The following is a 13,533-nucleotide window of genomic DNA, read 5'->3' as shown; positions in this document are numbered from 1 at the left end:
CCACACCGGCCCTCCAGGCCGTGTGACCGAACCTGTCACCCAAACCTGCAGCAGACCCGGCGTCCTCAAGCCGGCCCAGCTACTCGACAGAGTTCGCAGTCGGCATCCGCCAGCGGAACCAGGATCTGCTCGCACATCGCGGTCTGTTGGTATGCCACGATGTCGTCGCACAGGGCGCGACCGCTGCGGCACGCGGCGACCTGACCGGAGCGGGGCCGTACTCCACCATGCGAGGAGGCGCGCGAGAGCCTGCAGATTGTTCGATACGGCCAGCAACTGCTCAAGATGCTCACGGCGGCTCGTGCCCACCCGTCAGGCCCCGGATCAGGCAGCACACTCACCAACCGCCGCCCAGGAGACCAGCTACAGAGCAACACACTGACCAGGTAAAACACTCCTGAGCAGGCAAAACGCCAGCCGAGCCTTTACACGCAGAAGCTACCCACAACGCCCCGGCCATTCCCACTAAAACCCACACAACCCCAGGTCACCACAGCCCTAGCCACCAAACCCAGTTATCAACCAACCAACAGCACCCCAGCTCACACACCACCCCACACACCAACTACCCACCACCTCAGCGACAACCGCCTCGGTCCTCGCCCGCGCCCGCCGCATCCGCCGCCAGTGCCGCGACCGGCACGCGGTCGAACAGAAGAGGGCCGTCGCCTTCGCCGACGGCATCAGCGGACCTCCGCACCCCCGGCACAACCGCGGCCCGGTGTCATCGTCTGTGCCGGCGACCAGCCGCAGCCGGGGCATCCCGTCCCTGCCCATACGGTCACCGTACGAGCTTGTGCGCTGGTCCTGCTCACCGAAGCGACATTCAAGAGCCCGAGGTTTCAGTACGACTCGGGGCGCGAGTACCGGGCCGGCTCAGCAAGCCGCACCACAGGTCACACTGGCTACGCCAAATACGGCTGAGTTGAGAAGACCGTTCAGAGCGTGGAGTTGGCGGGCCTGGACAGCCGTTCCATTCCCCCCGGGACCGATCTGTCGCCGGAGGGCAGCTGGCGCTGCGCCAACAGACTTCGCTGAATGCCCGTATCGGGTCGCTGCCCCAGATGGATGAACCCGAAATGCGAGGGCCCACCTCGGCTGAGACTCTGGTGGCACACAGTGCCCTTTGCTACGGGGCATGCAGGAACACCCTCAGGTGGTTGAAGCCGCACGTAGTTCCTGGGACGCCCTAGGTGTGGACGCTGCGTGGCGCTCGGCGTGTGGTGCTGATGGCTTGAGTTCCGGTTCCTGCTCACGCTGGAAGGGGCACGTCACTACCCCGAGACCGCTGCCGGACAGGAGCCCGGTTGCGCCCGAGACATGGAGACAGCCATGACCATGAACCGGTACAACCCGTTCACGTATCTCGCGGTCGGCAAGAAGAACACCAAGCTCTACACGTTCGATGTGTTTTCCGGTGTGGTCACCGATGTCGGTGTCCCCGCCTACGCGGACGGCTACGACGCACTCGCCTTCCGATGGAAGACCGGTCTGCTCTACGCGATGAGCCAGAAGGACAACAGCCTGGCATTGATCATCGACCCCAAGAACAAGACGATCACTCCCAAAAGTGTCACCGGCCTGCCTTCGCAGAGCGGTACCTGGGTGCTGGGTGCGATGACCACCGACGGTGACGGCTACATCATCACCGGCTCGTCCGTCGGGGACAAGGGCGCGGAACTCCAGGTGGCCTCGGAGCCGATCAAGGCGATCGCGCAGAACCCGCCTGGCGGCGGCTCCTGGTACGACTGGTCTTACCACCCGAAGGACGGACGGCTGTACGCCGTCGACGGCAAGGACGGCGCCCTGCTGTATGCCAACCCGGCAGCGAACCCGCAGAAGACGGTCCTGAAGGAGAACGTCTTCCCCAAGGCTGAGGCCGGCGCGACCGGGGACGCCACCTACTCCGCCCTGTTCTTCGACAACGTCGGCTGGCTGTACGCAATCGACAACGCCGGCAACGTCTTCAAGACCGACCTTCGTGCCTCCACGGCGAGCAAGCCCATCGGCAAGGACGACGTCCGCACTGCGGAAAGGGTCGGCAAGGGCAAGGTGCCCGTCAAGACCCTCGACATCCGCGACGCGGCCGGAGACGTCCAGGAGCAGAAGAAGCCCCCGGAGTACGAAGTCATTCCCGCCAAGGACAAGCTGCGCCAGCCCCCGTGGACCGAGTGGGACGAGCAACTCAAGGCCAACCGCGTGGTGTTCAGCTTCCGCGTCACCCTCGGACCTGCCGAATGGGATGTGCACCGCTGGCGGATTCTCTTCCGCCAGATCAAGGACGCCAAGGTGGTCTGCACGGCGGCCGACACGAAGGTCGAGGAAGTACCCGGCTGGCACGTCCTGGACTCTCAAAAGGACCGCCTCCTGCCCAAGGGACAGACACTCGACGTCGACCTCCAGGTGAAGATCCCGGAGAAGAACAATCCCGACCTGAAGAAACTGCCCGGCCTCCAGGCACGCCGACTCGGCTGAAGAATCACCCGGCCCGCGGGTACCTCCGCCCGCCTCTACCCGGGGCGCGGGCAGCCGATCACCGAACCGAGCCGGGCACAGAATGTGCGGTACGACCCTGAGCGCACCGGCAGTTGGTGAACTCAGGGTCTCCAGCCCCATGGCGCAAATGCTCACCACGTCTACATCAGCGGCTGCCCCTCGGGGTCTTGGTCCGGTACTCGCGAAGCTGCCGTCAGATGCCAGTTGGCACCTGACGGCAGCTTCGCGAGTACCGGGCATATGTGTCATGCAAGGCTCAAAAACAGCTTCTCACCTTGTCTTTTAACCTCTGAGGCTGTCGCGCTCGATGATGCTCTCGGGGCGCCTGGTCGTTTTCCCGACGTCATAGTGGGTCGTGGGACGGCGGTTCTTCGAACCAATTGGCCTTCCTCGCCCAGGTGTTGAGGGTTTCGGTGCACGGGCCAGACAGAGCAGGTGCGGGCGGAGGTTCCGAAACCCTCGACGGACTCGGGCCGGGGTGAGCCGTGCGGGCCCGGTCGGCTTCTCCCAGGGGCGGCGGAGATCCGCTGCGGCTTCGCGGGTGAGCCGGAGCTGGGTGTGGGCGGCGGGCGATGATCAGCCACGTCCAGCGGTCTCCGGCCTCGGGGGTGCGGAGTTTCGGGCGGGTCCAGCCGAGGGTCTGCTTCATCAGCCGGAAGGTGTGCTCGATGTCGAACCTGCGCAGGAACGCCTGCCAGCGGACGTCGACGTCCTCGCAGCTCAGACTGGTGGCCGACGACCACAGCCAGAGCGGGAGCGGGTCTCCGCCACCAGGCAGGCGGTCGACCTGGAGGCGGATCAGCGTGCCCTCGATGATGGGGAGTTCGCCGGTGTGGTCGATCCAGGCGGAGCGGGTGGACAGGCGGGGGCGGATGCGGTCCCAGGCCATCGCGCGGGCGGTGCCGTACCGGTCGATGACCTGCACGGTTGCCGCGTCCGGCTCGCCCCAGGTCTCCGGCTTGGCGAAGCGGAACTCCTTGCCGTGCTTCGGCGGTCGCCCGCCCTGGGGATAGGCCAGGGCGTACTCCTTGAGGGAGGGTGTCGGCCGTCGCATGACGCGGTCGGAGCGCATCCGTCCCAGCACCTCGACCGGGAGGCCGTCGAGGAGGTGGGCCATGCGTGGGGCGTCGTAGCCGGCGTCGAAGACGATGAGGATGTCTCGGTCGCCGACGTGCCAGCGGCCCATCTCGATCAGGTCGGTGACTACCCGGCGGAGCTGGGCGGCGGTGACCTCGGCGACGTCGTCGTCCGGCCCGAGACGCACGGCGTCCAGGAACTGGCACCAGGACGTCCGGCCCGATTCGAGGGCGGCGACGAACGAGTACGGCCAGCCGGGAATGAACTGGTCCGAGGACCGTCCGCTGCGGCCTTAGACGTGGCAGAACAGACGATCCGCGCTGGTCGGCGCGTCGGGGCGGAGCCAGTTGCTGATGTCAACCGCGAGGACCAGGCGCCCGTCGGCGGCCTGCGGCATGGGCAGGCCGGCCAACACCTGCCGCAGCCGGGGCACGTCCACGTTTCCGCTGTTCAGCGCGTCGTACATCGCGCCGTGCCCACGCCGGTGCTCGGCCACCAGCGTCAGGTCGACCGGTGCCGTCACCGGTCCGTCCGCACACAGCAACGCGTCGGTGAGGTCGAACAGTTCGTCCCCGCGCGCAGTCAGGCAGTCGAATAAGTCCTCCCGGAAGCGTGACGCTTTCGCGAACGCTTCCCCCGGAGCATGATCAGGCAGCAAACTCACCTTCACGGCCTTCGTCGTGGTCAAGTGTGTCCTTGGTCGGAGCACATGATCAGGCGAAATCAGGCGAAGGCCGCCTCAGCGTCCGGCGAACACTCAGGTGAGCGACCCAGTTCGAGTCATTTTCGACGCCGGACCCTAAAGGGCAAGGTCAGGCCCCCTCGGGAGTGATCAGGCAGAAGGGATGGCCGACGGGGTCCTCGTAGACGCGGTAACCGATCGGCTTGTCCGAACCATCTAGCAGCGTCGCACCGAGGGCGAGCACCTGAGCCTCAGCCGTATCGAGGTCCGCGACCATCACGTCCATGTGCATTTGCTGAGGACGTGCGGAATCCGTCCACTGCGGCGCGCGAAAGTCGTCTACCCGCTGGAAGGCGACCACCGGGGCACCCGCCTCGTTCTGGAGCACGACAAAGTCGCCGGTGTCCGCCTTCCGCGAGAGCGACAGCAGCTTCTCGTAGAAACCGGCGAGCTCATCCGGGTCGGGACAGTCGATGACAACGGTGTACAGGCGTCCGATCATCCGGCTCACTCTGCCACTGGCCCGCGAGCGGGCCAAACGGCAGAGACCCGGCCCAAGGTTAAAGGACAAGCTCACCGCGTTCGCCATACCCTGCGAACGGTAGCGGGGCGCAGCCGTGGTCGGGGAGCGGCGGCTGCGGGCCGGCAGCGGCGTGGTGATCAGCCACTGCTGCAGCCCGGACAGAGCCATGAAACTCGGACGCGACCACTCGATACGGCGCTGGGTGCAGTAGTTCAGATAGAGGGCGAGACGGCCCGCGTAGACCCGTTCCGTGTTCGGCGAGCGGCCCTTGCTACGCAACCCCGCCAGAAACGCACACGCCTCTACATGCAGGTCATAGGTGCGTGCATCGGCCACCACCCACCGCTCCACACCAGTCGACGGAGAGATCGAACGTTCAGCTACGTAGCTCTGCTCCACCCACCAAACACAACCAAGCGCCGTTGGCCACCGAGACACGGACCGTCAGACGGCCATACAACCAGGTGACATCCCTGCCAAACACGTCACACATGCCTGTGCGCTATGGATAATCCCTCTCCTGTAGTCGACGCCTGGCACTGGCCGCGCTCAAGCGCCGAGGAGTAACAGCGCCCGCCACGGGCGGGCGCCATGCTCTCGCCTGCAGGCCTAGGACAAAGCCATCCTCGGTTCACAGCGCCGCGATGACGAAGGTCAGCAGCGCCAGGGACAGGGTGGCACTGCCCGCGAAGGCCACGGCACCGCGCAGCAGGGCGGTGGCATAAGTGGCTCCGTCGATACGAGCGAGCAGACCGGCCGCTGCTCCTACGAGCGTGCAGAAGAGACCGACGACGGCCAGAAGCAGGGCCAGCAGGATCAGGTGGATGGATGAGGTGTTCATGCCTTCTTCCCAGAACAACCGACAGCGGGGACTTCGGCGAATTTCGCGGTTCTGGTGTTCACCGGGGTTCAAGGCGAACAAAGATGAACGAAGACGGTCGCCTGGGAGACGGAGAAGCAGGACATGGGGGACGTGTACGAGGATCCGCTGGCGGAACTCGCACTACGGCTACGCACCCTCAGGGCACAGCGGAGTCTGCAGATGGGTGGGTTGCAGCAGCGAACCGGGCTGGGGCGGACAACGATCAGCCAGGCGCTGAACGGCCAAGTGGTGCCCTCCGAGACCACGCTGGTGGCCCTGGCGAAGGCGCTGGGCACGGATGTGGAGCCATTGCTGGCCCTTCGCGAAGCCGCTGCCCGCGTACCGCAGGTGTACCAGGGCTCTCCAAGGAGAGTCACCCGCAGGCCGGCGCAGCCCAGAGTGCAGCCCTCGTTCGAGGAGCGGTACCTCAGCTACCTGACGGAACGGCATTCCCAGCTGACCGTCGTAGGGCTGGACCTGAGCCGGCCGGAACGTGCGCGCTGGCCGCTGGACGCGGCGTACTTGAGCTTGGAGCTGGCAGAGCGGCCGGAAGACTGGCCTGCAGGCAGTGACGAATCGAACCGGCCATCCGTCGTGGTGAAGCGTGCCGAGCACGCGTTGGCCGACTGCCGACGGGTACTTCTGCGAGGGCTCGCCGGCAGCGGAAAGACAACACTGCTGCAGTGGCTGGCTGTCGCCACGGCGCGCAATGAGCTGCCGGAGATACTGGCGGACTGGCGGGGGCAGATTCCATTCGTCTTGCCCCTGCGGACGCTTGTGAGGCGTGGACCCCTTCCAGAGCCACATGATTTCCTCTCTGCGGTCGGCGCTCCCCTGGCCGCCTCGCAGCCTGAGGGCTGGGCCGATGCCGTACTCGCCAGAGGCGAGGCACTCGTCCTGGTCGATGGCATCGACGAGGTTCCTCAAGAGCATCGGGGTGCCACGAGGGACTGGCTCGAGCGACTCTTGGCCGCTTATAAGGACGCACATTTCGTGGTCACCACGCGTCCGTCAGCTGTTCCCGAAGGCTGGCTGGCCTCATTGCGCTTCACCGAACTGTCAGTACGGTCCATGAGCGCCGCTGACATCGGAGTCTTCCTCGGCCGGTGGCATACCGCCGCCCGGCACAGTGCAGCGACCGACGCCGAACGGTCACAGCTGAATGATCTCGAAGCAGCGCTCCAGGTGACAGTTCGTGCTCAGCGTGACCTGGCGCAGTTGTCCAGCACGCCCCTGATGTGTGCGCTCATTTGCGCGCTGCACCGGGACCGCCGCGGCCATCTGCCTCGCGGCCGTATGGAGCTCTACGAGGCAGCGCTGTCGATGCTGCTCGTACGCCGTGATCTTGAGCGCAGCATCGACGGCCCTGAAGGCATTCAGCTCACCGAACATCAGAGCGTCCAGCTACTGCAGCGTCTGGCCTACTGGCTCATCCGCAACCGCCAGACAGAGATGGAACGGGCCACCGCGATGGCCCTGGTCGGCGACGCGTTGCCGGCCATGCAGGCCGTGGCCGAGCAGGGCACTGCCGACCAGGTCCTGAAGCATCTGGTCGGCCGCAGCGGGCTCCTGCGCCAGCCCACCATGGACACCATCGACTTCGTCCATCGGACTTTCCAGGACTACCTCGGTGCCAAAGCCGCCATCGAAGCCCACGACTTCCCTTTGCTGGTCAACAACGCACACGACGACCAGTGGGAAGACGTCCTGCGTATGGCCGTCGCCCACGCCCGCCCAGCTGAGAGCGCTGATCTGCTCCGCCGCCTCGTAGAACGCGGTGACGCTGAGGACGGACACAGGAGCAGACTCCATCTCCTGGCGGCCGCCAGCCTGCAGTACGCCACCGAAATCGAGCCCGACGCCCGCAGACTGGTCGAACAGCGTGCGCGTGCCCTGATGCCTTCCCGCTCCCGGGAAGAGGCGGAGGAACTTGCCGCACTCGGGCCGGGCATCCTGGATCTGCTACCGGGGCCGGAAGGCCTGGAAGCTGATGAAGTGGGCCCCGTGGTCAAGACTGCTGCTGCCATCGGCGGCGACCATGCATACGCCTTCCTCCGTCGCTTCGCGCAGTCGCTGCCTCCCGACTCAGCACCCTACGACCTAGTCGAGGGCTGGGAACACTTCAGCGCTGACGAATACGCCCGCGACATCCTGCTCTCCTTCCATGACCGGAACCGTCTCACTCTGACGGTACACACTCATGATCAACAAAAAGCACTTCGACTCCTGAAACCCATCGCCAGCATCACCTTTCGGGAATCCTTCACGCCGGACGAAATAATCGAACACCTCTCAGCCGAGCACACCCACGCACTGCGGATCTATGAGGGCCAACGGCTCACCGGATTAAAATTCATCCGCAAACTCTCCGCTCTGACAGAACTTGCCCTCTCAGACTGCACCGAGCTCACGCACATTGAAGACCTTGCAGGGCTCCCACTGTCAGACTTGAGCCTCATGCACTTGCCGGCCGACTTCTCCTTCAACGCACTGAATTCTCTGCCCGGCCTCACCGATCTTTCTCTCTACACCCGCCTACCCTGGAAGAGCCTGGTGGGTCTGCCAGCACCGGAGAGCCTCACCTCGCTGCACCTGGGTGGTTGGATCGGCACACGTCTGGCCGGCATCTCCAGGTGGCAGCAACTGCGAGACCTGGTGATCAACACCGCCCCTGACAACGGAGAGTGGCAAGAAATCGCGACACTCACCCATCTGGAAGAACTGTGCATATCGGAGTACGACCTTAATCACGCCGTTCCCATGCCTAGCGTTACCTACCTTCGGCTTCTTCCGGAGTCCGACCCACAACTAGACCTGGTGCCGGACCTCTTCCCCAGCCTCGAACGCTTCTTCATCAACTGCCGAGCAGCACAGTCCGGCACCATCGACATCGCCCCCCTGAGCCGGATCAAGAGACTCCAGATCTCCATCAGCTACGCAAGCAACGTCACCGGCCTCGAGCTATTCCCCCCCGGACACAGTCAAGCTGTACCCGCGGCCACGAACAACAGACACCTGATTCGCCTCTCGGGTCGTAATCACCAAACTGGTCAGGCGTTGGGAGTTCCCTGCCCGGTGCCCCTAAGGACGGCAGCACGAAGGTGGCCAGGATCATCGTGCCGGTGTTCCTGGAGCCCGGCGAGGACCCGACGGACATTGTCGCCTTCGCCAGCTTCCGCCCTCTTGTAGCGGTCCTCCAGGGCCTCCGCTCGCATGATGAGCGCCTGGTCGAGCAGCTCGCCTCCCGCGCGCTCACCAGCGGCAAGCGCAAGGTCCACCTCCAGCGCGACGAGGACGGGCGGATCGTCGGGGCCGGCGGCGAGGGCGACGGCGAGGACCAGGAACAGGACGACACCGACGCCGCTGCCGAGTCGGCCCTGCTGCACTTCTCCAGCCCGCGCGACGGGGCGACGATCGCGGCGTTTCTGCGCACCCGGGTCTACCGGCCGGAGTCGCTGGTGTGGCTGGAGGGCTACCAGGCCCTGCCGCGGTGGCGGAAGGAGAACGAGATCACCGGCGTCTACGCCGTGCCCTACGACGTCGAGGTCGAGGTCGGGGCGACGAAGGCGTTTCCGCTTGGGCGGTGGGTGCACCAGCAGCGCAAAGCGCTGCGGGCCGGGGAACTGGAAGAGCGGCGCAAGGTCCTCCTGGACGCGCCGCAGGCCGGGATGGCCTGGGAGCCCGGTGAGGAGGCGGGGGAGGCCAAGCTGGCCGCGCTCCGGTCCTACCGGCGGGCCACCCGGGCACCTCGCGCCGCGTCAGGACGCAGTGCGGGGCGAGGGCGAAGCGATGGTGCCCATCGGGCAGCACATGGCCAACCTCCGGCGCAAGGGCCCGAAGAACGGCCTGGGCAAAGACCCGGAGCGGGCCGCCGTGCGCGCGGCGCAGCTGACGGAGATCGACCCGGACTGGGACTGCCCGTGGCCGCTGGACTGGCAGCGCCACTACCGCGTCCTGGCGGACCTAGTCGACGCCGAGGGCTAGCTGCCCGACATCGCACCCGGCGTGCTGATGGACGGCGACGACATCGGCAAGTGGCTCCAGCAGCAGAAGCAGCCGGGCACCTGGGCGCGGCTCCTGCCCGAGCAGCAGGAGCGGCTGACCCTGCTGGGCATCAAGCCCGCTGAGGCGCCGTCTCCCGCCCCGGAGGCCGGGCGCGCGGCGAAGGGTCCGAACAAGGCGCAGCAGGCGTTCCAGCGGGGCCTGGCGGCCCTCGCGCAGTGGGTGGAGCGGGAAGGGGCGGACCGGGCGGTGCCGCGCGGTCACAGCGAGGAAATCGCGGTCGACGGCGAGGCGGAACCAGTGGCGGTGAAGCTGGGCGTATGGATCTCTAACACCAAAACCCGACGCGACAAACTCAGCGCGGAGCAGCTGGCCGCGCTACGAGAACTGGGTGTGGAGTGGGCGGGCGCAACACCGAAGCATGCTGCCCAGGCCGCCCCGGCTCCGACGGACAACGACCCGGTGCAGCCCATGCCACCGGAAGTGCCGGCGCAGGGGCAGCATGTCCCCCACGCCGACACGTTGACGGACAAAGAGCGCGAAGCCGAAGCGGCTCGTGGCCGGGCTCGCATGCAGCGCCTCACCGAACTGATGCGCAAGCACACCAAGGCCGAACTGCTGCGCATGGCCTACTCGTGCGGTCTGGTGAACCACGACTCCCCCGAGAAGTGGCGCAAGGACGAAATCGCCTCCGCTGTCGTCGACATCGAACTCCGGGCCACCGCCCGGTCCGCCCCGACCCGGCCAGCCGCAGGCACCGCGCGGCCCGTTCCGGCGAAGCGCCGGCCGCAGCAGCACCATGACGAGTGCGACAAGACGCAGTACGAGGGCGGCACCTGCACCTGCGACCTCATCGAGCAGTACGGGCCGCCTTCCGAACGGGAAGACTCCTACTGAGACGACTACTGACCGCTCCCTTCCCTCGCCCCATGAGATCCCGCGCCTTCAAGGCCCAGGGTCCCATGCTGTCGGCGCGGGACGGCGCAGTCGTACGGGCCGCGTGGGCCGCCAGCCGCTACGGATGGCGCGGCCGCCCGGAGCGTGTCGTTCAGACGGAGCAGCAAGTTGGCCGGGCATGGAAGACGTCACCACCGCGACCGGCACCGTGGCCAGCGACGCGATCGAGCAGCTGCTGTTCGCCCAGGACGCACCGGGGGTGCGGGCCATCGCGCGAGACACCATCAGCGAACGGGTCTCCAACGCGTACGAGTCCACCTACGTCCTGTCCGGCGGCAGGGACTGCACGGCGAACAGCATCGTCGCCTTCGCCCTCCACCACCTGGAGCCCTTGTTACCCGATCTCACCGCTGAGCAGTGGGCCCGGATCGACGCCGCCGTACTCGCCCTGGACCTCGAGGTGTCCGAAGATCTCACCGGAGCCAACGGCACCGAGCCCCGCGCCGTCCGAGTGCCGGGGCCCGGGCAACTCACGCTGGCGCCCAAGGCCGTGGGGCAGACCGCTCTGTGGGGCGACGGTGTGCGCGAACCCGACGTGCTTCGGTTCGCGCGAACCCAAACGCGCCACGCGCTCGCCATGCGCGCCGGGCGCGCCCCCCTGCACAACCCCTCGCCTGCTCTGGTCAATCGCGCACTACGGGCGCAGTGTGCTTATCGCCCGGCGGGCCCGCACGCGCGGGAGCGCTCCTCCCGGTGACTGCTGGAGCCCTCGGGATGGCAGGAGACCTGTGGCCTGCATGTTTCTTTCTTCGGCTCAGGTCGGCAGCCCTTGGCTGCCGTACTACGGAATTTGGAGGCACATGTGGCCAGGTTTCGGAACGATGTGCGAGTGCGGTTTGTTCTCGGGCTGGCCGCGCTGCTGGCGGTATGTGTGCCCAGCGGGGCAGCGCAGGCAGCGCCGGCCTCGTGCCAGGGTGCCGACGTTCCCGTCACCGGTGTCGTGTCGGCAACGATGCACGGCACCTTGTGCGTGCCCGCGGGTGGTACGGCCGACACGGTGATGGTGCTGGTGCCCGGCGCAACGTACAACCACACCTACTGGGACTTCCCGTACCAACCCGAGACGTACAACTTCCGCCAGGCCATGAATGGTGCCGGCTATGCCACCTTCGTCGTGGACCGGCTCGGAACCGGCGCGAGCTCACGCCCGCCCAGCGCCATGGTCACCGCGTCCGTCCAGGCCGGGGCCGTGCACCAGGTGATCCAGGCCCTGCGCGGCGGCCGGATCGGCGGCACGGTCTTCCGCAAGGCCATCCTCGGCGGCCATTCGCTCGGCTCGCTGATCAGCGTCATCGAAGCGGGCACCTATAACGATGCGGACGCGGTGCTAATCACCGGCATCACCCACCGGATCGTCGCCCCGGCGGTCGTTGACATCTTCACCTCGTCCTTCTACCCCGCAGCTCTGGACCCGGCATTCGCCGGGAAGTCCTACGACCCCGGTTACCTGACCACGAGGCCTGGCACCCGAGGCACCGACTTCTACGCCCCCGCGACCACCGACCCGGCGGTGGTCGCCACCGATGAGGCCACCAAGGACGTGTTCAGCGCCGCCGAGGCGGCGGACGGTCTCGGCGTGGCCGACCTCCTGCCGTACTCCCGCCAGATCCGGCGCCCGGTCCTGCTCACCGTCGGCGACCAGGACGGATTCTTCTGCGACTCGAGCGGCAACTGCGCCAGCTCGGCGGCGCTCAAGGCCCAGGAGGACCCGTACTTCGGATCTGCCGCCTGCCTGCACACGTACGTCCAGCCCGGGGCGGGCCACGACCTGAATCTGGCCACCAACACCGTCCCGTACCAGCGGGCGGTACGGGACTGGGCCGACGCGTTCGTCGGAGCGGGGCCCGAACCGATCACGCCGCCCGCGAAGGCCTGTGTCTAGGGCGTCATCATCCAGCCGCAGACAGGAGCACGGCAGCACCACTCCCCGGGCCTCCCTGTTGCTGCTGGCTCCACAGCCAGCCATCGCGCGCGACACCATCAGCGAACGGGTCTCCAACGCGTACGAGTCCACCTACGTCCTGTCGGGCGGCAGGGAATTCCACGAGGACACGAAACGCCAACACCGGCCACCCCGACATCCTCGCCGCCCAGCGGCGAGGAACACGCCCGCATCCACAGCGCGAAGGGCATCCGCTGGGCAGACGCCCACTCACGGCCGCCGCATGACCAACCTCAGCGAACCTTCTCAGCCAAAGCACCGTACGCACGTGGATCTGAAGCTGTCTTCCGTGAGTTCGCCCGCCGGCGAGTGGCCACGAAGGCGGAAGACCGTGTAAGTCTAATTGGAGCAGCCCTCCAGTTGGAGCAGCCCTCCAGAATCCGCGCTCCGCAGACCAGCAGTCGTGATCCCTACTCTTGTCCGGTCGGGTTGATCGCGTAATCCCCGTCCGGCGGATCACCTATGCTCCATACCGTGTAGGCAGGTTGACCGTCTGTGGTGTTGTACGCCGTGGTGGTATCAAACCGATAGGTATAACACCACCATGGCATAGCTACGGCGCAGGTCTCCAGATGGATGGTTCCTTTGAAGACCTTCTGCGTGTTGTCGGGGCTGCTCGACTCTAGGTGCGGTTGGTCGATGGTAAGCGTGTCGATCGACGCGGTCTTAAGACCGGAGACGTCGCCGTCAATGTGCGCGGTCGTCTGCCCATTGAGCTGACCGTTGTCGTCGATGCAGTGCGTGTAGGCCACTTTCAGGTGCCCAACAGTGGCATTCAGCGTCGTGTTGTCGATGTGCCAATAGCTCGTGTCAGTGCCGCAACCGTCGTCAGCGGCATGCGCGACTGAAGGAACGAAGAACAGTCCTCCCGCGGCAAGCGCGAGCACCGTGGAGATTGAACGGATCCGATGTAAACGAGACATGCATCCTCCCTTGTTGGTGCCGTGACAGGAGCACGCTAACTGGGCGAGAGAAGGGAAGGAACCATTCCG

At 66.4% G+C, this 13,533-nt stretch carries 7 protein-coding genes and 2 pseudogenes; 5 read left to right on the top strand and 4 right to left on the bottom strand.

Features of this window, described 5'->3' with window-relative positions:
• Positions 1-1,332: 1,332 nt before the first annotated feature.
• Positions 1,333-2,475 (top strand): DUF6923 family protein, encoded by a 1,143-nt coding sequence (locus M878_RS50850; protein ID WP_158692597.1) that lies wholly within the window; start codon positions 1,333-1,335, stop codon positions 2,473-2,475.
• Between the two features lie 303 nt (positions 2,476-2,778).
• On the opposite strand, the pseudogene M878_RS50845 reads toward M878_RS50850, so the two are convergent.
• The 3 genes and pseudogenes from M878_RS50845 to M878_RS97175 form a co-directional block, all read right to left on the bottom strand.
• A pseudogene (locus tag M878_RS50845) lies at positions 2,779-4,237 on the bottom strand (NF041680 family putative transposase).
• A gap of 148 nt (positions 4,238-4,385) precedes the next feature.
• Positions 4,386-5,177 carry a VOC family protein gene (locus M878_RS000000101285; RefSeq protein WP_342452701.1) on the bottom strand — a complete coding sequence of 264 codons (792 nt, stop codon included), beginning with the start codon at positions 5,175-5,177 and terminating at the stop codon, positions 4,386-4,388.
• A 232-nt stretch (positions 5,178-5,409) separates the two neighbouring features.
• A complete protein-coding gene (locus tag M878_RS97175) occupies positions 5,410-5,619 on the bottom strand; it encodes a hypothetical protein (protein WP_023544071.1) in 210 nt (69 codons plus the stop codon).
• Between the two features lie 123 nt (positions 5,620-5,742).
• Here M878_RS97175 and M878_RS50835 point away from each other — a divergent pair, with 123 nt between their 5' ends.
• From M878_RS50835 to M878_RS50815, 4 genes and pseudogenes are all read left to right on the top strand, one after another.
• Positions 5,743-8,829, top strand: coding sequence for an NACHT domain-containing protein (locus tag M878_RS50835; protein WP_023544070.1), 3,087 nt, complete (start codon positions 5,743-5,745; stop codon positions 8,827-8,829).
• Positions 8,724-10,539 (top strand): annotated as a pseudogene (locus M878_RS92815) (helicase associated domain-containing protein); the annotation flags it as partial. The gene M878_RS50835 and the pseudogene M878_RS92815, both read left to right, overlap by 106 nt.
• Before the next feature lie 178 nt (positions 10,540-10,717).
• Complete coding sequence (locus M878_RS50820; protein WP_023544067.1) at positions 10,718-11,296, top strand: hypothetical protein; 579 nt, start codon at positions 10,718-10,720, stop codon at positions 11,294-11,296.
• A gap of 132 nt (positions 11,297-11,428) precedes the next feature.
• On the top strand, positions 11,429-12,481 hold the full coding sequence (locus tag M878_RS50815; RefSeq protein ID WP_209445473.1) for an alpha/beta hydrolase: 1,053 nt from the start codon (positions 11,429-11,431) through the stop codon (positions 12,479-12,481).
• 470 nt (positions 12,482-12,951) lie between these two features.
• Here M878_RS50815 and M878_RS50810 read toward each other — a convergent pair.
• On the bottom strand, positions 12,952-13,533 hold a 582-nt coding region (locus M878_RS50810), incomplete at its 5' end, for a hypothetical protein (protein ID WP_209445472.1).

The sequence above is a fragment of the Streptomyces roseochromogenus subsp. oscitans DS 12.976 genome (genome assembly GCF_000497445.1).
In the GTDB taxonomy this organism is placed as follows: Bacteria; Actinomycetota; Actinomycetes; order Streptomycetales; family Streptomycetaceae; genus Streptomyces; species Streptomyces oscitans.
This window is presented reverse-complemented; position numbering and strand designations above follow the sequence as displayed.

What these genes read in the sequence shown, in the direction of transcription:
- M878_RS50850 (WP_158692597.1), top strand. Translation starts at nt 1,333, where the DNA reads ATGACCATGAACCGGTACAACCCGTTCACGTATCTCGCGGTCGGCAAG.
- M878_RS97175 (WP_023544071.1), bottom strand. Translation starts at nt 5,619, where the DNA reads ATGAACACCTCATCCATCCACCTGATCCTGCTGGCCCTGCTTCTGGCC.
- M878_RS50835 (WP_023544070.1), top strand. Translation starts at nt 5,743, where the DNA reads ATGGGGGACGTGTACGAGGATCCGCTGGCGGAACTCGCACTACGGCTA.
- M878_RS50820 (WP_023544067.1), top strand. Translation starts at nt 10,718, where the DNA reads ATGGAAGACGTCACCACCGCGACCGGCACCGTGGCCAGCGACGCGATC.